Raw genomic sequence first — 25138 nt, forward strand, 5'->3', positions numbered from 1 at the left:
TGCGCGTGGCACAAAAGACGTTTACACTTTTTCTTGGAAAGTCGGACACCACCGACTTCGAGCGCGTATTCACCGAAGAGGCAAGGGCGAAGCTCGGACGTTCAACCACTACAATCATTAATTGTCAAGACTTTGGAGATGGAGCAAAGCTATTTATTTTCACGGGAGAAAAGCATGTGCCAGATTGGCTGAAGGAGGTTGGGCGGCATTTTTCTGTTCCAAATTTATATACGACGTCAGCCGCTGGCGTTCTTTTGTTTCGTTCGTCGGATCGAATATTTGCCTCGACTTTTGCGCACGGCTGGATGTATCTGGATGAGCGTTGCTTTGAAGGGGATTTTGGGTTACGGGCTGCGATCAACGCGCTCGACGACAAAAAACTGAGACGTTTAGAACGTGCCAACCTAGGCGACGCGCTTCGCGCCGTCGCGTTATCTCCCTTTCAGCGCGGGCTGACCACGTTTGGTACTGATGACGCGCTGGATCTCGTCCGCAGAATCAGCGGTCGAACCCGCAACGATGCTGTAATCGACAGCATCTCAGGGGCGCGCTCGCTTCGCCTAACTGGGGAATTTGGGCTGGGGGATCTGCCTGCGCTCGCCGCAGATGCGCTCGAATATTATGCCTCCAACGCTTACCAGCAAACAGACTTTGCAATATTGGATTTTGTTATGCCGGTATCGGACCGGCGTCTTGCGGAGACGCTCGACGAACTGGCGGCGGAAAGCATCCGTAGCGGAGAAGAACTATTCGAATTCGGCCTACCCATCGGATTCGAGGATCAGGCAGTATCGTATCGCTTCCGCGGACCAGGCTGTCGGGGCACTCACCCGGATCTCATGTTACGAGACTATGTTGCGGCGATGAGCGCCAGTCTGCCTGACCTAACCGCCGAGACCCTTCACAACCATAAGATAGTAGCGATATTCAACGACGATGGACGTCCCGACCGTAAATGGTCGGTGAAGTCCTCGCTGGTAGGATCTCTCGTGCACGAGAACGAGCGATACGCGATCAACGAGGGCGAATGGTATCGAATAGAGCAGCATTTTAAGGATGACATCGAGAGGTTCTTCGATGAGGCAATCGAAAGCTGGACTTGCCCGCCTGAGCCATTTCGAAAAATATACAGCAGTGACGGAAATGGTCATTATGAGGCCGAGTCCGCCTATAATCAGCGATTTGCCCTGACACATGGCTGCGTTCTACTTGATAGGGCACTCATAAAAATTCCAGGTGTGGATCGTTCCGATTTCGAAACATGTGACATTCTGGATGTTGAAAATAAGAGCTTCCTGCATGTCAAGAAAAGTTCGCGCCGCTCTAGCGTCCTGAGCCATTTTTTCAAGCAAGGGGCAAATTCAGCTCGCCACTTCAGCACTTTTGAGGCAGCGTGGACGCAACTACGTACCATGGTTGTGGAGCGAGCCGGCGAGCAGGAAGCGCTCCATCTTGATCGGGTGCGCTGCGATAGCCGGCCGTGGCGCGTCGAATTTATTATCGCTGATACACCGCGGCGCGACGGTCGCTTCAATATTCCGTTTTTTAGCAAGGTCTCCCTACGCGATGAAATGAGAACCATGCGTGCCATGAAGTACGAAACAGGCTTAAAGTTCATCGGCTTATGGCCAGATCAAACCAGATAGATGGCCCGCTCTCGGTTATTCAGGCGCGAGGTTAAGTTAATTTGCTCGCCCCTCGAACTCGGAGGGTCTCAGAAAGCCCCTCGCTCGCAATTTCGAGGGGTAAGACGGCCTTCTCCGCCACCATCTCCACGAGCCCGCCACCGCCTTTCAAACCGCCTTTAACGCGCCTCCTGTGCGGGCGATGTTGTCGTCCCCCGCGCCGCCGGGCTAACGTCCCTCCATTCCCCCTGATTTGCCCCTCGCCGGGCGACACCTGTCGCCCATGATGCGCGGCCCGCGACCCGGCATGGTCGGGGCATGTCGAACGCCGTCCTCACCCATGTCCTGACCATCCTCGCCGCCGGCCCCACCGAGGCCGCGCCGGAGCGGATCATGCTGTTCCCGAAGGGCGGCCGGATCGGCACGCGGGACGGGCGCAGCTTCCTCGTGGACTTCGCCCGGCTCGTCGCCCGCTTCCAGGCGGACGGCATCAAGGTCCCCCTCGACATCAACCACGCCACCGAGATCCTGGCGCCCAGGGGCGAGCGGGCCGACCCGGTGGGCTTCATCACCGCGCTGGAGCCGGAGGGCGAGGCGCTTTACGGCCGCGTCGACTGGATCGACCCTTCCGCCGCGCCCGCGCTCCTCAAGGCCTATCCCTATGTGTCCCCGGCCTTCCCGGCGCCCAAGGGCGAGGCGCTCTGGCTGAAGAGCGCCGCCCTCGTGGCATCGCCCGCCCTCGGCGCCCAGCCGGCGCTGGCCCAGGCCGACCCCTCCCACACCCCGGAGAGCCCCATGAAGACCGTGATCGCCGCGCTCGGCCTCGCCGATGGCGCGAGCGAGGCCGAGTGCCTTGCCGCCCTCACCACCCTGAAGACACAGGGCGACCCCGCCTTGTTCGTGCCGAAGGCCGTCCATGACGAGGCGGTTGCCCGCCTTTCGAGCGTCTCGGGCGAGCTGGAGACCCTGCGCGCCACCCAGCGCACGGAGAAGGTGGAGGCGCTGCTGGAAGGCGCGTTGAAGGCCCGCAAGATCCTGCCGGCCCAGCGCGACCATTACGCGGCGCTGTGCGCCACCGATGCCGGCCTTGCCGCCGTCGAGCAGCTGCTGGCCGGCGCGCCCGAGCTGCTGGCGGCCTCCGGCCTCGACGGCCGGGCCGCGCCCTCGGGCGACGACACCGCCCGCCTCAGCGCCGAGGACCGGGAGGTGATCCGCCAGCTCGGCATCACCGAGGCGGACTTCCGCGCCGCCAACGGCCTGCCGGCCGCCTGATCCATCTTCCCGGAGACCGCTGCCATGGTTGCCCTCACCACACCCCGCATCCCGCCGGAGAAGGCGGGCGCCACCTCCACCGCGCCGGTGGCGGCCGGCGTCCTCATCCATGGCGGCGCCATCACCGTCATGGAGGCCGGGCTCGCCGTGCCGGGCAAGACCGCCGCCGGCCTCATCGTGCTGGGCATCGCCGATGCCACGGCCGACAATTCCGGTGGCGCCAACGGGGCGCTCAGCGTCACCACCCGGCGCGGCACCTTCGCCTTCCAGACGCTCGCCACCGATGCGGTGCTGCCGGCGGACATCGGCAAGCCGTGCTTCCTGGTGGACGACCAGACGGTCGCCCGCACCAGCGCCGGCAACACGCGGTCCGAAGCCGGCACGGTGATCGACGTGGACGCCCAGGGCGTCTGGGTCCGCCTCGGCTTCTGATCCTCCTCTCTCCTCCATCCGCGAGACGTCTCATGCCCCGCGTCCTCACGCCCCCGCTGCTGGAAGCCATCAACAAGGGCTTCAAGACCAATTTCCAGAAGGGTTTTTCGGGCGTCACGGCGCTCTACTGGAACCTCTGCACCATCGTGCCCTCCACCTCCTCGGAGGAAACCTATGGCTGGCTCGGCGACATCCCCAAGATGCGGGAGTGGATCGGCGACCGGCACGTGCACGGCCTGCGCGCCCATGGCTATGCCATCCGGAACCGCAAGTTCGAGCTGACGGTCTCCGTGCAGCGGGACGACATCGAGGACGACCGGCTCGGCATCTATGCCCCGCGCTTCGAGCTGCTGGGCCAGGCCGCCGCCGAGCATCCCGACGACCTCGTCTTCGGCGAGCTGATCCCCCAGGCCTGGACGCGCGCCTGCTATGACGGCCAGCCCTTCTTCGACACCGACCATCCGGTGGGCCTGCCGGGTGCGCAGGCGACCGTCTCCAACATGCAGGCGGGGACGGGCGAGCCCTGGATGCTGCTGGACCTCAGCCGGCCGCTGAAGCCCTTCATCTTCCAGAAGCGCCGCGACTACAATTTCGTGGCCAAGGAGGACGCCAAGACCAGCGACCGCGTCTTCGAGCGCGACGAATATGTCTATGGCTCGGATGCCCGCGTGGGCGCCGGCTACGGCTTCTGGCAGATGGCCTTCGGCTCGCGGGCCGAGCTGACGGCGGCCAACCTGCGCGCCGCCTGGAACGCCATCACCGCCTTCAGGAGCGACAACGGCACGCCGCTCGGCGTCACGCCCACGCACCTGGTGGTGGGCAACACCAACTTCTTCACCGCCAAGGACATCCTGGAGCGCGACGTGATCGACGGCTCCACCAACACCAACCGCAACCTCGTGACGCTCCTGCGGGCGCCGAAGCTCGCGGCCTGAGGAGAGGCGTGATGGCGAAAGCTCCTGCCACTTCCACCGCTCCCGAGGCGACCGAGCCCTGCCTTCGGATCACGGCGCCCGGCGGCTCCCGCTGGCGGGCCGGCCTCCAGTTCGGGCGCGCGCCGGTCGACCTCGGCGAGGCGGACATCGAGGCCGCCGCCAGGGCGAAGGGCATCACGCCGGAGGACGTGATCGCGCTGTTGCGCGCCGATCCGCACCTCGCCGTCGTCCCGCACCGCCGTCCCATTCCCGAGGCCGAGGCTTCGCCCGAAGCCTGAGCGCCGGGCACACAGCCCCGCCTGCCATGGTCCCCCTGGTGCCTCGCGCACCCCCGGACAGGACGGTTCGCCGCCCTGCCCATCCCGTCCTGCGAGGAGATCCCCATGGCCGCCCCGTTTGCCACGCTCGCCCAGCTTGCCGCCCGCCATCCGGCGGAGCTGACGCTGCTTGCGGCGGACGAGACCACGGGCCTGCGGGATGATGCGCGGGTGGATGCCGCTTTGCGCGACGCCTCGGTGGAGGCGCGCAGCATCCTCCAGGCCCGCTATACGCCCGCCGACCTCGCGAGCGTCGATGAGGGCTCGGCGGAGATCCTCGCCGTCTACACCATGGACATCGCGCTCTATCGCGTGGCGCTCTCCTTCTCCCGCTCCAGCGACCGCCTGCGGGAGGGCTATGAGAATGCGGTGAAGCGCCTGGAGGCCATCGCCTCCGGCAAGGGCGCACTCACCATCGGCGGCGGCACCACGACCCCTGTGCCCGCTGATACGGACGAGGCCGGCGACATCGGCCCCAACGGTGTCGTCATCGACGTGCCCGAGCGCATCTTCTCCCGCGCCACCTTTGGAGCCCGGCGATGAGCGCCGGCATCTCCCTCTCGGTGGACGCCGCCGACTTCGGCCCCGCCGTGGCAAAACTCGCCGCGCTCGCGCGCTTCGATGCCTCGGACCTCATGTCCGCCATCGGCGCGCTGGGCGAGAGCCATACCCGCCGCCGCATCGAGAGCGAGAAGACGGCGCCCGATGGTTCGCCCTGGCCGCCCAATCATGCGGGCTCCTCCATCCTGCTGGAGAGTGGACAGCATCTCCTCGGCTCCATCGCCTGGATCGCCTCCGGGGATGAGGCGCAGTGGGGCTCTTCCTGGCAGTTCGCTCATGTCCACCAGGATGGCGCGGTCATCAAGGCCAAGGCGGCACCGAGCCTCGCCTTCATGCTGGGCGGTTCCTTCGTGCTGGCCAAGCAGGTGACCATTCCCGCGCGGCCCTTCATCGGCCTGTCCGACGACAACCGGCAGGAGATCGTCGATCTCGTGACCGACGTCTTCGGAGGGCTGATCCGATGATCGCGCCCGTCTCGCTCGCCAGCCTCATCGCCGCCGATCCGGTCCAGGCGCTCAAGGCGGCCATCGTTGCGCGCCTCGGCGCATTGATGCCGGGCGTGAAGATCGTCTCCCATCCGGGCCGGATCGACATTGCCGACGTGGTGGCCAAATCCGTTGTGGCGGCGCCCGGCGTTGCGGTCGGCTGGACGCGCATTCGCGCCCGCCGTCTCATCGATGGCGGCTATGGGCTGGCGGTGGAGTTCGCCGCCTACGTTGTGGTCGAGGATGCGGTGGTGGACGGCCGCCGCGTCGAGCGCGAGACGCTGGGCCTTGCCCTCGGCCACCGGCTGCTCGCCATCCTCGAAGACGCGGACGCCCAGACCTGGGGCCTCGGCAACGTCCTGCCGCCGGAGGCCGACCCCGCACCGGAGCTGAAGCCCATGTTCACCGTGCGCGATGCGGCGGCGGGCGCGGCCTATTATGCCGTCACCTGGACGCAGCTGGTGGCCGATCTCGGCCGCAGCCTGTTCGCCTCGGATCGTCCCGCGGTCACCGAGCTGGACGGCACCGGCATCGCGCCCTTCGCGGATGTGACCTTCCCCGACCAGATCCCGCCGGAGGTCCTGGCGCTGTTACGGCAGGAGCGCGCGTGATGGCGCTCGTCGAGCAGGAGATCAGGCGCCTGCACCGGAAGGTCAACCAGACCGAGCGGCGCCTCGCCAGCAGCAAGCTCAAAGGCGTGGTGGCCGAGGTGGATGCCGCCAAACGCCGCTGCCGGGTGCAGATCGGTGCTACGGCGGACGGCAAGCCCGTGCTCTCGCCCTGGATCCCCTGGCGGGAGCCGGCGAACGGACTCCTCTCCACCCATACGCCCATCCTGAAGGGCGATCTCGTCACGGTGGAGAGCCCGTCCGGCACGCTTGGCACCGCCTCCATCGCCGTGCGCGATGCCTATTCCGGCGCGCGGGCGGCCCCGTCCACGGCCGAGGATGCGGTGGTGGAGAAGCTGGGCGGCCTCGTCGTCACCCGGCGCGACGGCGCGCTGGAGATCCAGGCCGGCGGCGTCACCGTGCGCATCGATGGCGCCGGCCTCACCGTCACCGGCGGCGACGTCTCCCACAACGGCAAGTCCATCGGCGCCGAGCACAAGCACGGCAAGGTGATGGGCGGCGACAGCACCTCCGGTCCCCCGGTCTGAGGCTCATCATGACATCCGATCTCCTGAAACTCCCCTTCGTCGTCACCGAGGCCGCCGGTCCCAAGGTGGCCGGCCGTTCCGCCCGCGTGGGCGAGACGCTGCACCTGACGGAGTTCGAGGCCCGCACCGAGCTGCTGGCCGGCGTGATCCGCCCGGCGCCGGCCGATCCCGAGGCGCCGCAGACTTCCGGCAATTCGGACACCGGAACTACGACCGGAGAGGCGGAGCCCAGGCCCGCCCGCCGTCGCTGAACCGGCTTTGAAGGGAGCTTGAAGCATGGCGCAGGCGGTGCGCTATCGCACGGGCCTCGACCGGCGCACCGGGCAGGTGCTGACCGGCTGGGCGCACGTTCAGCAGTCGCTCGCGGTCATCTGGACCACGCGCTTCCGCGAGCGCGTCATGCGCCTTCAGATCGGCTCCGAGCTACGCTCGTGGCTGGCCGAGGATCTCTCGCCCGCAACCGCGCTCGGCATCTATGCCGACCTCGTGGTGGCCGCCCACACCTTCGAGCCGGAGTATCGCCTCACCGAGCTGCAGTTCGTGAACGCCACGCGGGCCGGCGGCCTCGCGCTGCGCCATTCCGGCACCTATTACCCGGAAGGGCGTTTCGGCGATTACGGCAAGGCCATCCCCATCGGCTATGGCGCGCCCGTCGTGCTCGCCCAGCAGGTCGCACGGAGGATGGCGTGACGCAGGTCATCGACCTCTCCCGCCTGCCGGCGCCCGACGCCATCGAGGCGCTCGATTACGAGACGCTGCAGGCAGCCTTCCTCAGCCGCTTCACCGCTGCCTGGGACGCCGCCCGCGCCCTCGATCCCTCCCTGCCGGCCTGGGACGTGGGCACGCTGGAGACGGACCCGGCGGTCATCGCCTCGCAGGCCTGGTCCTATCTGCGCCTGCTCGATCGGGCGCGGGTCAACGATGCGGTGCGGGCCGTCCTCGCGCCGCTCGCCAAAGGCAGCGACCTCGACGCGGTGGCCGCCCGCATCGGCGTCCAGCGCCTGACCGTGACGCCCGCCACCGAGACCACGGCGGCGGTGATGGAGAGCGATGAGCGCCTGCTCCAGCGTTATTTGCTGGCCTTCACCCGGCCGGCCGCCGGCAGCGCCGAGCGCTATCTGTTCGAGGCCTACACCGCCTGGCCGCAGTTGCTGCATGCCTCCGTCATCGGCCGGGCGATCCACGGCCGGCGGGGCGACACCGACATCGTCATCGCCGGCCCAGGTGGGCGCGACGCGACCGATGCCGAGATGGCGCTCGTCCGGAGTGCAGTGACGGCGCCTTCCGTGAAGCCGGAAGCGACCTCCGTCTCGGTGCTTCGGGCCACGCGGCGTCTTTACGCGGTACGTGGAAAGCTCCTCCTGCCGGCTGGCCCTGATGCGGAGACCGTTCGGCTGGAAGCCATCACCCGCATCACCGCCGCAGCGGCCGAGAGGACGCGGATCGGCGCCGAGGTGCCGGCCGTCTTCCTCAGCGGCCGGGCTTATGGCCTCTCGATCCAGCGCGTGGATCTGAGTGAGCCGGCGTCTGACATCCCTTCGGCGCCTTATGCGATCCCGGTGCTCGGTGAAGTGGCGCTCACCGTGGAGGTGGCGCCATGACGGATGCCGCCGACCTCCTGCCGGACAACGCCCGCCCGTTCGAGCAGGCGCTCGCCCATGCCATGACCGACACCCTGCCGGTGCCGATCGCGCAGACCCTCGATCCGTCCCGCGCTCCCGCCCGCTTCCTGCCCTGGCTCGCCGTCCATGACGGCGTGCGCCTGTGGTTCTCCGACTGGCCGGAGACCCGCCGCCGGCAGGTGATCGGCGAGGCCCCGCTTGCCGCCTGGCTGGTGGGCACGCGGCCCGGCGCCGTCACCTTCCTCGGCTATGTGGACGGCCTGCTGCTCGATGCGGTGGCCTATCCCACCCGCTTCGTCTTCGGCCGCGCCCGTGTCGGGCGCGCGCCCATCGGCCATCCGCCCTGGCTCGCCCGCTATCTGGTGCGCGTGCGCACCCTGACGCCGCCCCGCGCCCTGGTGGGCGGGCGCACCGCCCTCGGCCGCAGCCGGCTCAGGACGCCGAGCCGCGAGCCCCGCCGCCGGTGCCTCGCCGCCCTCGTCGCCGCCAAGGCGCCGGAGACCGAGTACCGCGTCGATTTCGGCCATGCCCGCCCGCTGATGCTCGCCGATGGGCCACCGCTCGACGGCACCTTCCACCTCGGCGCCTACGTGGCGCGTCGCAAGCTCTGAAGGCTCCCCCCATGACCAGGATCGTCAGCTTCACCGAGGCCGAAGTCGCCGAGCCGCAGGATTTCGGCAACATCTCCCTCTATGCCCGCGAGGGCGACGACCACATCGTCGGCGGCGCCATCGACTATGCCCACCACTGGGCGGACTTCAGCATCTCCCAGCCGTCCTCCATCGAGCTGCGCATCAACCCCGGCCGCCTCTTCGCCGGCGCGATCGTCTATGCGGCCGAGGAGCCCATCGACCTCAACCTCCAGATCCATCTGCCGCTCGTCACCGGCGACCGGCGCTATGTGGCCCTGCTGCTGCGCGGCGCCACCCGAACCCTCACCGCCCAGCGGATGATCGAGACCGATGCGGAGACCGGCGAGACGGTGGAGCAGGCGGTCCCCAAGACCGAGAGCCGCATCGTCGAGGTGGTGATCCAGCAGGGCCTGCCGTCGCCGACACCCCTCAAGCCCTCGGTGGCGGCCGACCAGTGCTGCCTCGCCTTCGTCGAGCTGGCGCCCACCGGCATCGTGGCGGTGGAGCTGGATCACGGTTCCCGCCTCAAGAGCCTTGCCGAGGTGGAAGGGCGCCTCACCACGCTGGAGGGCGAGGTCTCCAACACCATCCGGCGCACCACCACGCTGGAGACGGATGTGGCCAACATCGCCTCCCGCCTCACCGACATCCCGCACCCCACCATCATCCGCCAGCTGAAGCGGGACGTGGCCAATGTCCGCCGGCAGCTCGCCATGCCCGACGAGGCGCGGGCCTACTGGTACGACGCCGGCCTCGTCCAGGACGCCTGGGACCTCACCCACGCCACCTGGCTCGCCCGTGTGCGTGAGGGCATCCGTTTCCCCTGGGCGGCGGAGCGCGACAGCCAGCTCGCGCTGCTCGATCCGGGCTCTGCGGCCCTGCGCATGTCCGGCACGCTGCTGCTGCCCGCCTGGGAGGAGGCGGTGCGCATCGAGGTGCCCGGAGACGGCGGCTCCACCAACATCTCCCAGCTCACCCACACGGTGACCACCGCCGTCCGCCGGGAGATCGCCCGCCAGGTGGTGGAATATGGCGAGACCGTCACCGTCTGCGAGAACAATGCGGAGTGGGCGACCAGCTATGGACGCAGCGTCGGCGAACTCTTCACCGTCAAAGGCGAGACGTTCGAGGTGGTGGCCATCGCCGGCAACACCGAATGGGCGGGCCACGTGCTGCGCGCGGTGCGCAGGATCATCACCCGCACCGTCACGGACGTCTATTGGGACTATGTGACCGAGAGCTTCGGCGTGAACGGCTCCATCTACGGCCAGACCTGGCTGTGCGCCCAGCCGATGATCCTCACCTCCATCGATCTCTCCTTCACCCGCGTCGGCTCCTCCGGCGACGTGCATCTGTTCGTGTGCGAGTGCGACGACACCGGCCAGCCGCGCCTTGACCGGGTCATCGTCACCACCACGCTGGCGGCGAAGGATCTGGCCGCCGGCTGGGTGACCTTCCCCCTGCGCCCGAGCCTGCTGGAGAGCGGCAGGCGCTATGCCTGGGCGACGGTGACGACCGGCAACCATGCGCTGGAGACGGTGGCGGGGAACAGGTTCGCCCAGGGCTCGCGCTTCACCTGCACCGATGGGGCCTGGAGCCAGATCTCCACCGAGGTGGATTTTGCCATGCGCATCAAGGCGGCCACCTTCGCCGCCCCGCGCACGGTGGTGGAGTTTGCCCCGCTGACGCTGGAGAACGGCATGACCGAGCTGCGGCTCCTGCACGGGGGCTGGGCGCCGGGCGGCACGGCGCTCACCTGGGAGGTGAAGCCCAGCACCTCCAATGCCTGGCAGCCGCTGACGCTGGCGGATGTGGAGGGCGGAGACACGCTGGCCGGCCTTCCGGCGCTGGTGCAGTTGCGCGCGGTCTTCGTGGGCACCACGGACCTCCAGCCGGCAATCGTCCTCGATGCCAAGGCGCGCGGCATGACCTTCCGCCCGCGCGGCGAGATGATCGCGGTCTCCAGATCCCAGGCCTTCGGCCTTGCCACTTCCACCATCCAGCTGGAGGTGGTGGTCGATGCCTATGACGCCTCCCGCCACAACATGCAGCTCCGCCTCGTGGTGGGGGCCAGCATCCTCTCGCCCTCGGCCGTCTCTCTGACGCCGGATCTGGTGAACCCGAAGAAGCGCACGGTGCTCGCCACCTTCATCCTGGGCGCGCCCGTTACCGAAGCGCGGGCACGGGTGGACATGACCACCACCACCGTCACCGACGTGCCCTTCATCCAGAACATCGCCCTCTATGCCCTGTGAGGCCTGCCATGATTGACGCTCCCGCACCAGAGACCGCTTCCATTGATCCGGCCGCGACTTATGGCGTGGTGCTGGCCCGGCCGGTCACGGTCGGCGCCGCGCGCCTGCTGCCCCGTGGCGAGCTGACGCTCACCGGGGCGCTCCTCGTCCAGCTCATCACGGAGAACGGGGCCGATGCCGTCCTCTCTGCCCAGCCCCGATAGCGATTATGCCGCCCCGCACGACATGCGCCTCAACAAGGCGGCATGGGATGCGGCCCTCGTCAGCGTCGGCCTGCGGCTCCGCGCGCTGGAGGCCGTGCGGGCGAGCTTCGAGGCGCTGATTGATCTGGGCACCGGCCAGGCGCTGCAGGTGATCCAGGCTAATGTCGCCCCCGAGCTTCAGGCCATGCGCACCGCGCTCGCCGCGCTCCAGGCGGCCATGGCCGAGGCCGAGGATCAGGTCCACGCCATCATCACCGGCTCCATCCCGGCCTCGGCGATCGTCGCGCCCACCTTGCCGCCGGGCACGGCGGACGGCCAGCTCGCCACCACCGCCCATGTGGCGCAGACGGTGGCAGCCTTCACCGGCGCCGGCAACCGCCTGCCCAATGCGGCAGGGGCTGCCGGCATGATGGGCGTCAGTGTTGCCGGTCCCTCCAGCATGCTCTCCGGCGCGGCGGGGGCCGCCGGCCAGCACACCGTGTGGCTGCCGGCGGGTGTGCAGGGCTGGTTCCTGATCCAGCAGGACGAGGCCGACGCCTACTGCTGGTTCGACTTCCACGATGGCAGCGGCAATGCCTTCCCCGTGCAGGGCGGCGAGGCCTATCAGTTCTCGGTTTATACCGGGAACCATCGGGCCAGGGTGGTCTATGCCGAGCTGCTCTGGTTCGATGCCGCCGGCACGCTGCTCGGCACCTCCAACTGCCTCGGCGGGACGAGCGTGGCGGATGCACCCGTGCTCGCCTTCTCCGGCAGCAATGGCGGCACCTCTCCCGAGGCCGTCTCCGGTCCGCGCTTCTCCGATGCCCGCCGCCTGTGGCTCATCGCCCGCGCCCCGGCCGCCGCCGTGCGGGCCATGCCGCGCCTGGTGAAGGGGCCGACCAAGGCGGGCGGCGGCACCTCGGCGATGTTCGCCTACCGGCCGTACTTCGGCGAGGCGGCTCCCGGCCAGCTCCTGCCGTCCGCCTGGAGCTACGGACCGGCCACCACCGAGATCCGCGCCGCGGTGGAGGCGCTGGCCTCGACCGCCTCCGTGGCCGCCGCCATCCGGGCCGCGGTCGATGGCCTCGTGGATGCCGCGCCCGGTGCGCTCGACACCCTCAAGGAGCTCTCCGCCGCCCTCGGCAATGATCCGAACTTCTCTGCCTCCGTCTCGGCAGCGCTGGGTGCGCGCCTCCGCATCGACACGGCGCAGGGTCTGTCGGAGGCCGCCAGGGCTATCGGGCGGGACAATCTGGGGGCGCAGGCCGCGCTCGGTTATGTGCCGGCGAACAGGACCGGCGACACCTTCACCGGCAACATCGCCATCGGCGCGGCCATCCATCAGACGGACGGCAACATCTACATGCCCTGGGCCGGCGGGCGCTGGCTGCACGAGATGGTGCCTTACTTCGTCGAGACCTGGATGTCCGACAGCCAGGGCGCCTTGCGGGCCATCTACTCGCCCGGCAGCGCCACGATCCTGCGCGGTGCGGGTGGTGCGGACCGCCCGGCGCTCTCCGTGCAGCGCGGCGGCGATGGGGCCGCCCTGTTCCAGGTGGAAGGCAATGGCGACCTTTATGCGGGCTTCTATGGCGCCACCCTCTCGGCCGTCTTCAACCGGGCGAAGAACATCCGCCTGGCCTCCGTCCGCTGGTGGGACATCCGCGTCAATGCCGGCCATACCGAGCACGTCGCCTCGGCCGGCGAGGTGATGGTGGGCCTGACCTCCTATTACGGCCCCGACGCCAACGGCCGGACCATCGCCGGCTTCTTCTATGCGTCCCTCCAGCAGCAGGACGCCTACGGCAACTGGTACGCCGTCAGCACCGTGTGAGGAACATCCCATGGACATCATCGAACACGGCCGCTGGGCCGCTTATGTACCGCAGACCATCCATCCGCTGGCCCCGCCCAATGCCCTGTACTGGCGGCAGGAGGAGACGGGCGAGGACTGGTACGCCTACTCCCGCCGGGTCTGGAATATCCTCGGCGGGGTGGACGCCTCCGGCACGGTGAAGCTGGTGCTGGATGCCGCCGGCACCGTGCTCCTGGCGAACCGCGACGCGAGCCGCCTCATGCCGCCGGTGGGGCGGGTGATCGAGCTGGCGGGGGCCGGTGTTGAAGAGCCGCCGCTGGGAGCCACGCTGGTGGACGGGCGCTTCATCGGCAAGGCGGGCGAGAGCCCGTCCGCACCGCTGGTGGTGCCGCGGGAGATCTCCGACCGGCAGTTCTTCCAGGGCCTCGCGCTGAAGGGGCTCATCACCGAGGAGGAGGCGATCTCGGCGGTGAGCACGGGCGCACTGCCGGCGGCCTTCGAGACGCTGATCGGCCAGCTCTCGGCCGCCGACCGTTTCACCGCCCGCATGCTGCCGTCCGGCGCCACCAGCTTCCTGCGCACCAACCCGCTGGTGGACACGCTCGGGGCCATGCTGGGCATGAGCCCCGGCGCGATCGACGAGCTGTGGCGGTTCTGTGGGGGGCTTTAGCGGGGGAACGGAGATTGGCGCTGGCTGGACGTGGCGCTAACACCGGCACTGAATGTCTACCGATGCCCATAGCTGAAGGACTCGGCCACTATGGGGTGGTTTCTAGACGGTCCTCTATCGGTCAAGATTCTGCGAAAGCGGATTCGAAGGCAGTGAATGTCCGACCTGGGTGAGTTACGTGGCTTCTATGCGAAGCTCATGGCAACCGTTAGCGGCTCGAACTGGTTGATCTCGAGCGGCCCACGGAACTGAGGCCAATTCGGTCACGTAGATGATCCAATTTTGTTGATGAACTCCCTCCCTCCCAAATCGTGAAACTCGCGGACTATACCGGCTACGGCGGCCATGATCCGAGCAACAGTGTTACAAAAATTCCGATCAAACTCGAACCGGGCGGGTTGGATAAGATGTCTATTCGTAATTCTAGAAATCCTCTCAGGGGTCGGAGGATGGGTGAGCACTGCCTCCTTGGCTGGCGCGAGCGTATCCTCTGCGCCGATGGACCGAAGAATGTCGTTCGCTATAAGTACGAGCACAGCTCCGGCGCCTGTCGCGATGTAAGGATTGTCGATCTGAAAGGGTTCGGAACGTAGGTGCTCAGCCAAGCTCATCGCGAAGCGGTCGGCATCGTGCTCTTGTTTGATCGGGTCGTCGCCAATGTTCCGGTGGACGAGTGCATGATGGCCGTATTCATGCGCGAAGGCAAAGTACTCCATGGACCAGGCAACCTGCTCGAATAATATGAGCTCCCTGCGGGTTGCGGGCCGGTAGGGGACGAGGGCATGCGTACCCGTCGAGGCGAACGAGATGAAGATGCGGTTCCAATAAACGGTAAGTTCAGCATTCCGTAGCAAGAGAAGTCGATCTTTATCCGCTGATGGTGTGGATGAGCTCCAGTAATTCGGATTAAGAAAAAGCGTTCGTGTGTAGGCTCTCGCGATCAAGCCGCACCAGCGGAAAAAGAACGATGTGACCGTGAGGATCGCTTCGTCAGTCATGATAACGTTCGTTAGTCCAGCCTCTACACCGGACCGCGGATCAATGCCAATTAGAACAGGTGTGTGTGCCAAGCCCTTAGCTGTAATTGCTGCCGAGACGCGATCAGCGATGATCTGCGCATGGGCTTCCAGATTCGGCGCCACCCCTGGACTTGAAGAAGGGAAGGGCTGCTCAAGCTGCGCATATGCTTCACGCCTAGCGTTTATTTCTTCTTTACTCCATCCGGCAGTGCGTAAGGCTTTTCGGAAGCGTTTCGCCTGATAGCCCTCATTCTCCGGTCTATAAATCGCGGCGTCTGGTAACTCCACGGCTCGACTGAAAATTTGACCCCAAAGGTCCCTTGCCGCGTCAATCATCTGATGCCCCAAGTAGTCGTGAACGAACGTCTGCTTTCCAATTCGGGGGTCGTAACCGACCGTCAACTTTCGACTTATTGCGACAGAAAGCCGACTGAAAGTGAATGACCGCTTTCGGAGGGATCCAAAGTCTCGTGGAACGGCGATGATGGGGGCGGAACCGGATGCAGGGCGGTAAGCCGAGCCATGTCCCGTTTCCTGTAGCGACTTAAGATCCGACAGCGTCGCCAAGTTGAGGGGCACCTCTGCCTGACACAAGTCGCCAGCCCCGGCCATCCTCTATTCAACTGCTGCTATGCTGCCCGGCGACACCTGTCGCCCGTGCCCTCCCACTCCTTCCTCCTTACACTCCAGCCCCTGAAGCCGCCCGTCAACCGCGCTTCAAGAGGGCTTTCATGTCTGCGACCACTCCCTTCGTCGGCGTCCGCGTCTTCTCCGACCTGTCGGACACGATCGCCTCGGTCGATACACGCGACAGCACCGTCATCGGCCTGACCCTGCCGGCGCCGGAGGCGGACAACGCCCGTTTCCCCCTGGACGAGCCGGTGGCGCTCTCCATCGACGATGTGGAGCAGGTGGCGGCCCTCGGCCCAGGCCTGGCGCGCGACACGGTGGACCAGATCCTCTCCGAGGGCATCGTCACCGACATCTCCTTTGTGCGCGTGGCGGAAGGGGCGGACGCCGAGGCGACCATGGGCCACATCGTCGGCTCGGCCGGGGCGAAGACCGGCGTCTGGGCGCAGCTGGAGGCCAAGGACCATATCGGCATCGAGCCAGGTCTTCTGATCGCGCCGGGCTATACCGGCACCCGGCCCGGCAATGCCGCCAATCCCATCACCACCGCCATGGATGCGGTGTGCGCCCGCATCATCGACTGCATGGCCGTGGTGGATACGCCCGCCACCAGCCGCGAGGCGGCGGCGCTTTATGCCGAGGACTTCAAGACCTCGCTCAACATCATCGCCATGTATCCGGGGGCGAAGGTTTATCTGAGCGGCGCGCAGGTGGTGCGCCCGCTCTCGCCCCATGTGGCCGCCGCCATCGTCCGCCGCGACAAGCAGGTGGGCCATCCCTTCAAGGCGGCCTGGAACCGCCCCCTCATCGGCATCCTCGGCGCCTCCCAGCGCGTGACCTATCGCGACGGCGACACCTCGTCGGATGCCAACTATCTGGTGCAGGCCGGCGTCGGCACGGTGATCGAGAACAAGACGCTGTGGGCGCCGTTCTCCACCGCCACCGATCCCACCATCCGCGCCTATCGCTCCATCAAGCGCATCCGCACCCGGCGCAGCATCGAGAAGGCGTTCTCGACGACGCTACGGGGCTATCTCTCCGAGGATCTCGGCGGGCATCTCGTCACGCTGCTGGTGAAGACGCTGGAAGAGGCCTGCGAGGAGCGGAAGAGCCTGGGCGCCCTCATCGACTATCAGATCGTGTGGGACAGGAAGCTCAACCCCAACACCTTCCTGCGCGACGGTGGCATCCGCCTGAAGCTGCGCTTCGAGGAGACGCCGGACCTCACCGACCTCCAGATCTATTCCCAGCCGCAGCCGGAAGCCTTCGACGTGCTGGCGTCCTCCATCGCCGACGCGCTCTCCGCCCTCGGCTCATCCAACGTCTATGTGGCGTCCTGACCGCGCCTGAAGGAGAGAGTGCATGGACCGCATCATCCGGGGCGCCAACTGGTGGATCGAGGAGACCAACCAGCGCCTGCGCACCCGCTCCGCCAAGCTGCCGGACCTCAAGCGCGTCACCGACAAGTTCGTGGCCGGCGGCGGCTTCTTCACCTTCACCATGCCCGGCGAGATCGACGAACTGACCGCGGAGTTCGAGCTCAACGGCGGGCATGAGGACATCCGCTCTTTGTTCGGCCGCGAGCCGGGCGACTGGACCGCCTTCATCTATTACGAGCGGCTCGCGAACGTGGGCACCGCCGGCCTCACCAACATCGGCCGGGTGGTGCGCATCAAGGGCCTGCTCACCGAGGTGTCCCAGCCCAAGGTGGAGGGCATGAAGGCCGATCCCACCAAGGTCGTCTTCTCCTCCATCGTCCTCTACCAGGACGTGGTGGACGGCGTGGTGGTGCACAAGTTCGACTTCTTCAACAACACGCTGGTGCTGGGCGGCAAGGACTACAATGCCGACCACAACCGGCTGCTGCAGGTCTGACGGGGCGGCCATGAGCGACACCGATCCCATCCGCGTCCGTGAGGGCGAGATCCCGCTGCCGCCGCAGGACATGTGGGCGGCGCTGGACAATTCCGGCGGTGCCGAGCCGCAGGCTGAGGCGCAGGCGCCGGCCAAGACCGCACGTCCCGCGCCCGAGGTGGCCCAGCTCACCTTCGTGGGCGAGGCAAAGCCCTTTCGCGAGGTGCGGCTGCTCTTCCCCTTCCTGTGGCAGGGGAGCCGCGTGGACGTCATCACCGTCCAGCGGCTCACCGTTCAACAGCTCGGCGCCTTCTTCGACACCCTGCCGGAGGATGGCGGCTATGACCGCATGGAGGTCTATGGCCTCATGTGCGGCCTGCCGGCTGCCGTGCTGCGGGCGCTGCCCGATGCGGACGGCACCCGCGTCACCGGGGCGTGCTTCGATTTTTTGCCCCCGCAGCTCGGCGGGACACCGCCCGGCTGATCCCGGACCTGGCCGACTGGCCGGGCTTTGCCGGCCGCGTCGCCCATGTCCTGTCCACCCCGCTGCCCGCCGTTCTCGCCATGGACTGGAGCGAGATGATGCGCTGGGCGGCGGTCGCCTTCGACATCGCCAGCGAACGGGGCCGCCCGCCCGGATGAGCGCATGAGCACCCTCGACGTCGCAATCCGCCTCCGGCTTCAGAACATGCTCGGCCAGGGCGCGAAGGCGGCCGAGAAGGATCTCAAAACCCTCCAGGGCACGGCCGAGCGCCTCGGCACCCGCTCCGGGGCGGCCAAACTCGGCAGCGACATCGGCCGCGTCTCCGCCCATGCGAAGGTCGCCCGCCGGGACGTCACCGATCTGCGCACCGCCGCCGACCGCCTGGGCTCCGCCCGTGCCGGCGCCCAGGCGGCGCGCGACATGGAGCAGATGGGCCGGGCCGCCCGCTCGGCGAAGCGCGACGTGGAAGCCCTGCGCAAGGAGCGCGAGGCTCTGGGAGCCGGGCGGGGCCGTGCCGGTTCTGCGGCGCCCGACGCCCATGGCCTCGGCCCCGGTGCCGGGGCCGCCGTCATCGGCATGGCGGGCCGCTACATGGCGCCCATCGGCCTCGCGTACACCGCCAAGAAGGGGTTCGATGCCGCCGTCTCCTTCGATGCGGCCTGGGCCGAGGTGCGCAAGAAGGTGGACGGCACCCCCGAGGAACTGGAGCGCCTGAGGAAGACCGTGCTCGATCTGTCGCTGGCGCTGGGCATCGGCCGCTCGGAGATGGCGGGCCTCACGGCGGAAGCGGGCGCGGCCGGCGTGCCCATCGCGGATCTGGAAAAGTTCATGATGCTCACCGGCAAGGCGGCGGTGGGCTGGGACATGTCGCCCCGCGAGGCTTCCGAGAAGCTCGCCTACATCAAGGCGGGCCTCGGCCTCTCCATCGCCGAGATCGAGGAACTGGCGAACAAGATCAACGCCCTCGGCGACGGCTCGGCCGCCAAGGAGCGCGACATCCTCGACATGTTCCTGCGCGTGGGTGCGGCGGCCCGCGAGGCCGGCGTCGACATGAACGCGACACTCGCCATCCTCACCGGCGTGCGCTCCGGCGGCATGGAGCCGGAGGTCGCCGCCCGCTGGTTCGGCCAGCTCACCGCAACCCTGCGCACCGCGCCCCAGCAGCCCAAGCATGTTGCGGAAGGCCTGAAGATGCTGGGCCTCACCGCGAAGCAGGTGGCGCGGGGCATGAAGACGGACGCCATCGGCACCATCCTCGACCTGTTCGACCGGCTGGAGAAAAGCCCCAAGGCGGTGGAGGCGGCCACCAAGATTTTCGGCGCCGGCTGGTGGGACGAGACCATGCGGGCCAAGGGCGGCCTGGCCGAGATCCGCAAGCAGCTGGAGATGCTGCGCGACCCGAAGAACTACAAGGGCTCCCTCGACAAGGGCCTCGCCATCCAGCTCGGCACCGCCGAGAACCATCTGAAGAAGCTGAGCGAGATCGTCTCCCGCGTCGGCGAGAGGCTGGCCGGCTGGTCCATCGAGCCCTTCAACCGGGCGGTGGACGCCATGGTGGCCGGCCTCAAGGATCTGGAGACGCGGGCCGGCTGGTGGGAGCGCTGGAGCGCGGAGGAGCGCGCGCGGCTGGAGGCCAACGGCACCATCGGCCCCAATGGCGAGATCAAGCCCAGGGTGGAGGAAAGCCCCGACAGCTGGTGGCAGCAGACGCAGAAGGCGGTGACCCGCGCCGTTACCGGCGACGAGCGCTCCATAGCCGAGCAGTTCTCCGACTGGTGGTGGGGCAAGGCGGGCGACAAGGACAATGACCTGAAAGCCGCCCGCGAGCGCGGCCAGGCGGCGGCGAAGGCCGAGGCGCAGGGACCGGAGGCCGACCGCATCGCCGCTCTGATCGCCTCCCGCGAGCGCATGGCGGCCCAGCTCGGCTCCGGCAACGGCATGGGCGCCGACAGGCTGAAGGCGGGCATCGCCGCCGTGGACGAGGAGCTGAAGAAGGCGCTCCAGTCTGCCGATCTCGGCCCCATCGCCCGCGCCGAAATGGAGAAATACGTCCAGTCCCTCACTGCCGAGGGCGAGCGGGCGACGGAGGCCGCCCGGCGCATCGCGGCCGAACTGATGCGCATCCTCTCCATCACCGCCACGCCCACCATTGCGCCCACCGGTAGCGGGGCCTCTGGTGGTCCGGCGCCGGCCGGTGGTGGAGGCGGAGGCGCGGCACCCGGCAAGCAGGCGAGCGTGGGCAACACCACCATCAACCAGCACATCACCGGCGGCGATCCTCAGGCGGTGGCGCGGGCCGCCCAGCGCGAGCAGGACCGCGCCATCCGCTCCGCACGGGCCGGTGCCCTGCATGACATCGGAGCCTGGGCATGAGCGGACTGATGGCCATCGGTGCGGCCGTGCTGAAAGTGGTGGGGCTCAATCCCCAGCGCCTCGGCACCCGCTCGGAAACCCGCGTGCCCGGTGCGGCCACCTTCTCCGGCATGGACTTCCAGCTCACCGGCGCCGGCCCCAAGACCAGCCGCATCGAGTTCGCCACCTGGCCCGCCATGTTCGGCGGCATGGATGCCCTCGCCATCCTGAAACTCATCCACCAGCAGCAGACGGTGGTGCCGCTGCTGCGCCTCGGCGCCAATTATGCCGGCAGCCTGGAAGGGCTGGTGGTGGTGCAGTTCCTGGACGTGGGCGAAGAGCGCTTCCACCCGAGGAGCGGCGTCGGCCGCATCGTCCATGGCGAGGCCGAACTCCTGCATGTGGGCAGCGCCACCTCGCTCGCCGCTGGCGTGCTCGGGACCGGCCTTGGGGCGGCGGTGAAGGCGCTGGGCGGCACCTCGGCGCTCGGCCCGGCGGTGGCGCTCTCCTCGACGGTGGCCGGTGCGCTGCGGAGCTTCCGATGACCGCTTACCTTGTCACCCGCGACATCCGTCTCGACCAGCTGGTGGACGTGTTGATGGGCACCGCCGCCCAGGGCGCCGTGGAGGCGGTGATCGCCGCTAATCCCGGCATCGCCGCCCTCGGCCCGGTGGTGCCCGCCGGCACCCGCGTCACGGTGCCAGACCTGCCGGAGCCGGAGGCCAGCTCCGCCTTCGTGCGCGTGTGGGAATAGGCCATGGCCATCCGCAAGCCCATCGTCATCGTTGAGGGCCCGAAGACCGCGAACCTGCTGTCGGTGTGGGGCGATACGCTCACCTCGGTGCGGATCCGCGATGCGGTGGGCCATGAGAGCGACACCTGCACGCTCACCTTCCGGGTGAGCCCGCCGTTCCCGGCCATGCCGCCCAGGGGCACCCGCTACACGGTGCGCATCGGCTGGGCGCAGAACGCCATGGCCAAGGTCGGCGTCTACACCGTCCAGCGCACCGGCCTTGCCGGCAATCCGGACGGCGGCCACCTGATGACGGTGGAGTGCCGGGCGGCCGATTTGATCGAGAAAGCCAAGTCCGTGGACAGCGGCCATTGGGACAACACCACCCTCGGCGCCATCGTCGCGGACGTGGCCAAGGGGCTGGGCCTCAAGGCTGCGGTGGATCCGAAGCTCAAGGGGATCAGGATCCCGTACCGCGCCCGCGTGAACCAGGAGGCCATGGACTTCCTCTCCGACCTTGCGGACGACTTCGGGGCGGCGGTGAAGGTGGCCGGCGGGCAGATCGTCATGACCGAGCGCGGCGCCGGCCGCACCGCCTCGGGCGGCGCCTTGCCCGGTCTCACCATCCCCTATGCCTAGGCTTACGACTTCGCCTTCGACTTGGAGCCGCGCGGCGCCTACGCGACCAGCGAGGGCCGCTGGTATGACGAGGAGACCGGCACCTGGAAGGGCGAGGATGAGACGGCGAAAGGCGGCAAGGGCCGGCTGGCCCGCCCGCATCCCTGGCCCTCGAAGGACGAGGCCCGCGAGGGCGCCCGCGCCGCTGCCCGTGAACGGGGCCGGCAGTCGGCCACCGGTCAGGTGACGCTGGTGGGCAGCCCCGCGGCGGTCGCCGGCAATCCCGTCACCCTGCGTGGCTTCGGCCCCGATGCGGACGGCACCGACTGGTGCGCCGAGAGCGTCGAGCACCACATCGAGCCGGGCGGCGGCTGGATCACCACCATCACCCTGGAGACCAGGGAGGCGAAGAAGGAGGGCGACGGGGACGACGACACCGACGACGAGAGGAAGGACGGCGGTGGCACCGCCGGTTCCGGCACCATGGCCGGCGATCCCGAGGGCGGGAATGTCGCCTGAGGTGGGGCGGGGCGCGAGCGCCCCGAACGCGGGCAAGCCTGGCAGCAAAGCCCCGCGCGACCGAACGATGCGGAACGGTCCCCCGAGTGGGCCGCTAACCCGCAAGGCCTTAAGAAGTGGAGAACATCCGCTGTGGAACCTGCCGCGCGCTTCTCTTCCGCGCCGGCCGAAACGCCATATCCGGCGTCATCGAGATCAAGTGCCGCCGCTGCGGCACCCTGAATGCCCTGAGGCCCCAGGAGCCCACACCCGAGCGCCCCGAGCGTCCACACCCTGGAGACGCTTCGTGTTCCTCGACCGCAAAGACATAGGCGCGGCCACCCTCTATTTGGGCGATGCCCTGGAAATCCTGCCGACGCTCGCCCCCGGCAGCGTGGGCGCCGTCCTGTGCGATCCGCCATATTCCAGTGGCGGTGCTTCGCTCTCTGATCGCTCGCGCCCGACCAGCGCGAAATATCAGTCCAGCGAGCATCGGGGCCTCTATCCCGAGTTCCAGGGCGATACGCGGGACCAGCGTAGTTATCTCGCCTGGTCCACCCTCTGGCTCTCGCGGGCGCGCATGCTGGCGGCGCCCGGAGCCCTCTGCGCCGTCTTCACCGACTGGCGCCAGCTTCCCGTCACCTCCGATGCGCTCCAGTGCGCCGGCTGGGTGTGGCGGGGCGTGGCGCCCTGGGACAAGACGGAACGCGGCCGGCCGCAGCTCGGCCGCTACCGGGCACAGGCGGAATATGTGGTGTGGGGGACCAATGGCGCCCGCCCGCTCAAGGGGCCGGTGGCACCGGGCGTCTTCCGTGCGCCCATCCCGCATGTGAAGCACCACATAGCGGGCAAGCCGGTTGAGCTGATGGAGGGGCTCATGAGCATCATGGAAGGGCCGATCCTCGATCCCTTCATGGGCTCCGGCACGGTGGGCCTCGCCTGTGCCCGCAAGGGGCTGCCGTACATCGGGATCGAGGTGGAGCCGGCCTATTACGAGATCGCTTTAAGCCGGCTTGAAGCGGAGGGGAAAGGCTGAGGGGCGTCCCCTCAGCGCGGCCGGGCCACCCGGTGCAGGGCGAGCGTCGCCTCCATGATGGCCCTGGCGTCCGGCACCGTCTGCTCGATCTGCAGCAGCGTCCCGACCGCCAGGTTCCGGTTGCCGCCCGCCATCGCCTCGGCGGCCTCCGCCGCCACCTTCGCGGCATCGGCAAGCAGCTCGGCAAGGGCGGCCATGTTGGCGGTGAGGGCGGCGGTGGTGCGGTCCATGTGACGTCTCCCGTTAAGGAGCATCACACACGCTCTGCTGCCGCCCACAGTCAACGCACCCCTCGCCCAATTGCAGGGGGCTCAAGGGGTGACATCCGATCCTGCGCGCGGTGACATCCGATTTTGCGCGCTACACGACGCCTCTAGCGTGCCGAAGGAAGGCGGCTGTAGGCGGATAGCCGCCCCATACCGTGGCCGCGACCATCGGAAGGCGAGGCCCGCCGCAGCTCATGCAGACCATGCTGGCGGAAGGGGTGGGATTCGAACCCACGGTGGGCTTGCACCCACGGCGGTTTTCAAGACCGCTGCCTTAAACCACTCGGCCACCCTTCCGAACCGGCGTCGCAGACCTCTTAGCCGATCCGGCGCCCCGGCGTCGAGGTCAGGCAGGTGCGGTCCAAGATTGTTGTGAATGACGCGCGGCGTCCCTCGATTCGAGCCCGGAACCGGGGCAGGCTTGTGCGAAGCTGAGGTTTGCCGCTCGCGCGGAAGGGAGCACAAAGCGGCGTGGGTGCTCGCAAAACGTGGCGGAACATTACAGGGCGTTTACCTTAATCACAGGCGCGCCGCATTTCTGCCTCGATTTCCGCACCTCTTGTGGCAAATTCAACGCAGGCATGCACAGTCTGCTTGCTTCGAAAAATCCGCCCATGAGGGCCGGGTGGGTTTCGGCGACAAGGACGCACATGACGCGAGAAACTCAGATCGTTTCCTTCGTTCGCGCTTCGCGGGGCACCGTCGGCGTGGCGGTGCTCTGCCTGTCGCTCGCCGCCTGCAGCTCCGCCGGAAAGCTCGCGAGCCAGATCGATCCGAAATATGGCGTGTCGGCGAGCCCCAAGGTGGTCGCCGACGGCCAGCCCGTTCCCAAGGGCGGCGGCACCTACCGCGTCGGCAAGCCCTACGTGATCGCGGGCCGCACCTACGTCCCGCAGGAAAACCCCGACTACAAGGCGGAAGGCGTCGCCTCCTGGTATGGCGATGATTTCCACGGCCGCCTGACGGCCAATGGCGAGGTGTTCGACCGCACCTCCATCTCCGCCGCCCATCCCACGCTGCCCATGCCGAGCTATGTGCGTGTGACGAACATCCAGAACGGCCGCTCGATCATCGTGCGCATCAACGATCGCGGCCCGTATCACCAGAATCGCGTCATCGACGTGTCCCATCGCACCGCCGACCTGTTGGGCTTCTCGTCCAAGGGCGTGGCGCGCGTGAAGGTGGAATATGTCGGCCGCGCGCCGCTCGACGGCTCGGATGACCGCAAGCTCGTCGCCACCCTGCGGGACGACGGCTATCCGGCGCAGGTGCCGGCCAATTCCGCGGTGCAGGTGGCATCCGCCGCGCCGTTCGTGCCGGAAATCGCTCCGGTGATGCCGCGCACCGCCTCCAGCGAAATCCCCGTGCCGCTCCAGCGCCCGTTCGATCTCGGCCATGCCGATGCCGGCGATCAGGTCGCCGATGCGCAGCCGGCGGCTCCGACCCGCCGCACGGCGTCGGTTTCGTCGGATGCCATCAGCGCTCAGCTCGCCAAGGCCGATGTGACGGCGCCTGCCAGGTCCGGCACCGTTGCGCCGAAGGTCGCCTCGGCCGCCAATGCGTCGCAGGCCATCCACAGCGCGACGGGCGGCTCTGCCCCGACCGGCTGGAACGTTGGCCCTGCGCCGGTTTCCGGCCTCAGCTATTCCGGCGTGACGTCGTCGCGCTGATCCGTAACGGGTGCTCCG

31 protein-coding genes and 1 tRNA gene are annotated in these 25138 nt (G+C 68.0%); 29 read left to right on the top strand and 3 right to left on the bottom strand.

Annotation, left to right across the window (positions count from 1 at the left end):
- Positions 1 to 5: 5 nt before the first annotated feature.
- The 17 genes from AZC_RS24995 to AZC_RS11180 all read left to right on the top strand — a co-directional run bounded on the left by AZC_RS24995 (position 6) and on the right by AZC_RS11180 (position 13960).
- Positions 6 to 1646 carry a TIGR04141 family sporadically distributed protein gene (locus tag AZC_RS24995; RefSeq protein ID WP_012170673.1) on the top strand — a complete coding sequence of 547 codons (1641 nt, stop codon included), beginning with the start codon at positions 6 to 8 and terminating at the stop codon, positions 1644 to 1646.
- A gap of 297 nt (positions 1647 to 1943) precedes the next feature.
- Positions 1944 to 2897 (top strand): phage protease, encoded by a 954-nt coding sequence (locus AZC_RS11105; RefSeq protein ID WP_012170674.1) that lies wholly within the window; start codon positions 1944 to 1946, stop codon positions 2895 to 2897.
- A gap of 24 nt (positions 2898 to 2921) precedes the next feature.
- A complete protein-coding gene (locus AZC_RS11110) occupies positions 2922 to 3329 on the top strand; it encodes a hypothetical protein (RefSeq protein WP_012170675.1) in 408 nt (135 codons plus the stop codon).
- 32 nt (positions 3330 to 3361) lie between these two features.
- Positions 3362 to 4264: a Mu-like prophage major head subunit gpT family protein gene (locus tag AZC_RS11115; RefSeq protein ID WP_012170676.1), complete on the top strand. Its 903-nt coding sequence runs from the start codon at positions 3362 to 3364 to the stop codon at positions 4262 to 4264.
- Between the two features lie 11 nt (positions 4265 to 4275).
- Positions 4276 to 4542 (top strand): hypothetical protein, encoded by a 267-nt coding sequence (locus tag AZC_RS11120; protein WP_043879231.1) that lies wholly within the window; start codon positions 4276 to 4278, stop codon positions 4540 to 4542.
- A gap of 105 nt (positions 4543 to 4647) precedes the next feature.
- The gene (locus tag AZC_RS11125; protein ID WP_012170678.1) at positions 4648 to 5124 is read left to right on the top strand and encodes a gp436 family protein; all 477 of its coding nucleotides are present in this window, start codon (positions 4648 to 4650) and stop codon (positions 5122 to 5124) included.
- A complete protein-coding gene (locus tag AZC_RS11130) occupies positions 5121 to 5606 on the top strand; it encodes a phage virion morphogenesis protein (RefSeq protein WP_012170679.1) in 486 nt (161 codons plus the stop codon). The genes AZC_RS11125 and AZC_RS11130 overlap by 4 nt, the downstream gene beginning before the upstream one ends.
- Entirely contained in the window at positions 5603 to 6238 is a 636-nt protein-coding gene (locus AZC_RS11135) for a hypothetical protein (protein ID WP_012170680.1), read from the top strand. The genes AZC_RS11130 and AZC_RS11135 overlap by 4 nt, the downstream gene beginning before the upstream one ends.
- Entirely contained in the window at positions 6238 to 6783 is a 546-nt protein-coding gene (locus AZC_RS11140) for a phage baseplate assembly protein V (RefSeq protein WP_043879232.1), read from the top strand. The genes AZC_RS11135 and AZC_RS11140 overlap by 1 nt, the downstream gene beginning before the upstream one ends.
- 8 nt (positions 6784 to 6791) lie before the next feature.
- Positions 6792 to 7034 carry a hypothetical protein gene (locus AZC_RS11145; RefSeq protein ID WP_012170682.1) on the top strand — a complete coding sequence of 81 codons (243 nt, stop codon included), beginning with the start codon at positions 6792 to 6794 and terminating at the stop codon, positions 7032 to 7034.
- A gap of 25 nt (positions 7035 to 7059) precedes the next feature.
- Positions 7060 to 7473, top strand: a complete 414-nt coding sequence (locus AZC_RS11150; RefSeq protein ID WP_012170683.1) for a GPW/gp25 family protein — start codon at positions 7060 to 7062, stop codon at positions 7471 to 7473.
- Entirely contained in the window at positions 7470 to 8384 is a 915-nt protein-coding gene (locus AZC_RS11155) for a baseplate assembly protein (protein ID WP_012170684.1), read from the top strand. Before AZC_RS11150 ends, AZC_RS11155 begins: the two co-directional genes overlap by 4 nt.
- Complete coding sequence (locus AZC_RS11160; RefSeq protein WP_012170685.1) at positions 8381 to 9016, top strand: phage tail protein I; 636 nt, start codon at positions 8381 to 8383, stop codon at positions 9014 to 9016. The genes AZC_RS11155 and AZC_RS11160 overlap by 4 nt, the downstream gene beginning before the upstream one ends.
- Before the next feature lie 11 nt (positions 9017 to 9027).
- On the top strand, positions 9028 to 11292 hold the full coding sequence (locus AZC_RS11165; protein WP_012170686.1) for a hypothetical protein: 2265 nt from the start codon (positions 9028 to 9030) through the stop codon (positions 11290 to 11292).
- Positions 11293 to 11300: 8 nt separating this feature from the next.
- Complete coding sequence (locus AZC_RS11170; RefSeq protein ID WP_043879233.1) at positions 11301 to 11495, top strand: hypothetical protein; 195 nt, start codon at positions 11301 to 11303, stop codon at positions 11493 to 11495.
- Positions 11467 to 13308 carry a hypothetical protein gene (locus tag AZC_RS24395; protein ID WP_012170687.1) on the top strand — a complete coding sequence of 614 codons (1842 nt, stop codon included), beginning with the start codon at positions 11467 to 11469 and terminating at the stop codon, positions 13306 to 13308. The genes AZC_RS11170 and AZC_RS24395 overlap by 29 nt, the downstream gene beginning before the upstream one ends.
- A gap of 10 nt (positions 13309 to 13318) precedes the next feature.
- Positions 13319 to 13960: a hypothetical protein gene (locus tag AZC_RS11180; RefSeq protein WP_012170688.1), complete on the top strand. Its 642-nt coding sequence runs from the start codon at positions 13319 to 13321 to the stop codon at positions 13958 to 13960.
- 263 nt (positions 13961 to 14223) lie between these two features.
- Here AZC_RS11180 and AZC_RS25490 read toward each other — a convergent pair whose 3' ends face one another.
- On the bottom strand, positions 14224 to 15315 hold the full coding sequence (locus AZC_RS25490; protein WP_148209837.1) for a hypothetical protein: 1092 nt from the start codon (positions 15313 to 15315) through the stop codon (positions 14224 to 14226).
- Positions 15316 to 15710: 395 nt separating this feature from the next.
- Here AZC_RS25490 and AZC_RS11190 point away from each other — a divergent pair, with 395 nt between their 5' ends.
- The 11 genes from AZC_RS11190 to AZC_RS25860 all read left to right on the top strand — a co-directional run bounded on the left by AZC_RS11190 (position 15711) and on the right by AZC_RS25860 (position 23184).
- Positions 15711 to 16949 (top strand): tail sheath protein, encoded by a 1239-nt coding sequence (locus tag AZC_RS11190; protein ID WP_012170689.1) that lies wholly within the window; start codon positions 15711 to 15713, stop codon positions 16947 to 16949.
- Between the two features lie 22 nt (positions 16950 to 16971).
- Entirely contained in the window at positions 16972 to 17484 is a 513-nt protein-coding gene (locus AZC_RS11195; RefSeq protein WP_012170690.1) for a phage major tail tube protein, read from the top strand.
- 10 nt (positions 17485 to 17494) lie between these two features.
- The gene (locus tag AZC_RS11200) at positions 17495 to 17947 is read left to right on the top strand and encodes a phage tail assembly protein (RefSeq protein ID WP_012170691.1); all 453 of its coding nucleotides are present in this window, start codon (positions 17495 to 17497) and stop codon (positions 17945 to 17947) included.
- A complete protein-coding gene (locus AZC_RS25000) occupies positions 17899 to 18105 on the top strand; it encodes a hypothetical protein (RefSeq protein ID WP_081433966.1) in 207 nt (68 codons plus the stop codon). The genes AZC_RS11200 and AZC_RS25000 overlap by 49 nt, the downstream gene beginning before the upstream one ends.
- A gap of 4 nt (positions 18106 to 18109) precedes the next feature.
- The gene (locus AZC_RS11205; RefSeq protein ID WP_012170692.1) at positions 18110 to 20320 is read left to right on the top strand and encodes a phage tail tape measure protein; all 2211 of its coding nucleotides are present in this window, start codon (positions 18110 to 18112) and stop codon (positions 20318 to 20320) included.
- A complete protein-coding gene (locus AZC_RS11210) occupies positions 20317 to 20844 on the top strand; it encodes a hypothetical protein (protein ID WP_012170693.1) in 528 nt (175 codons plus the stop codon). Before AZC_RS11205 ends, AZC_RS11210 begins: the two co-directional genes overlap by 4 nt.
- On the top strand, positions 20841 to 21053 hold the full coding sequence (locus AZC_RS11215) for a tail protein X (protein ID WP_043879235.1): 213 nt from the start codon (positions 20841 to 20843) through the stop codon (positions 21051 to 21053). Before AZC_RS11210 ends, AZC_RS11215 begins: the two co-directional genes overlap by 4 nt.
- A 3-nt stretch (positions 21054 to 21056) precedes the next feature.
- On the top strand, positions 21057 to 21671 hold the full coding sequence (locus AZC_RS11220; RefSeq protein WP_012170694.1) for a phage late control D family protein: 615 nt from the start codon (positions 21057 to 21059) through the stop codon (positions 21669 to 21671).
- A gap of 21 nt (positions 21672 to 21692) precedes the next feature.
- The gene (locus tag AZC_RS11225; protein ID WP_012170695.1) at positions 21693 to 22169 is read left to right on the top strand and encodes a phage late control gene D protein; all 477 of its coding nucleotides are present in this window, start codon (positions 21693 to 21695) and stop codon (positions 22167 to 22169) included.
- Between the two features lie 116 nt (positions 22170 to 22285).
- Positions 22286 to 22480: a Com family DNA-binding transcriptional regulator gene (locus AZC_RS26415; protein ID WP_081433967.1), complete on the top strand. Its 195-nt coding sequence runs from the start codon at positions 22286 to 22288 to the stop codon at positions 22478 to 22480.
- The gene (locus AZC_RS25860; protein ID WP_081433968.1) at positions 22456 to 23184 is read left to right on the top strand and encodes a DNA-methyltransferase; all 729 of its coding nucleotides are present in this window, start codon (positions 22456 to 22458) and stop codon (positions 23182 to 23184) included. The genes AZC_RS26415 and AZC_RS25860 overlap by 25 nt, the downstream gene beginning before the upstream one ends.
- Before the next feature lie 11 nt (positions 23185 to 23195).
- On the opposite strand, the gene AZC_RS11235 is transcribed toward AZC_RS25860, so the two are convergent.
- Together AZC_RS11235 and AZC_RS11240 are read right to left on the bottom strand one after the other, a co-directional pair.
- Complete coding sequence (locus AZC_RS11235; RefSeq protein ID WP_043879236.1) at positions 23196 to 23414, bottom strand: hypothetical protein; 219 nt, start codon at positions 23412 to 23414, stop codon at positions 23196 to 23198.
- Between the two features lie 243 nt (positions 23415 to 23657).
- Positions 23658 to 23747: transfer RNA gene (locus AZC_RS11240), tRNA-Ser, on the bottom strand.
- Between the two features lie 353 nt (positions 23748 to 24100).
- On the opposite strand from AZC_RS11240, the gene AZC_RS11245 reads away from it, so the two are divergent.
- The gene (locus AZC_RS11245) at positions 24101 to 25120 is read left to right on the top strand and encodes a septal ring lytic transglycosylase RlpA family protein (RefSeq protein WP_043879237.1); all 1020 of its coding nucleotides are present in this window, start codon (positions 24101 to 24103) and stop codon (positions 25118 to 25120) included.
- The last annotated feature ends 18 nt before the right edge of the window (positions 25121 to 25138 follow it).

The sequence above is a fragment of the Azorhizobium caulinodans ORS 571 genome (genome assembly GCF_000010525.1).
Lineage (GTDB): Bacteria > Pseudomonadota > Alphaproteobacteria > Rhizobiales > Xanthobacteraceae > Azorhizobium > Azorhizobium caulinodans.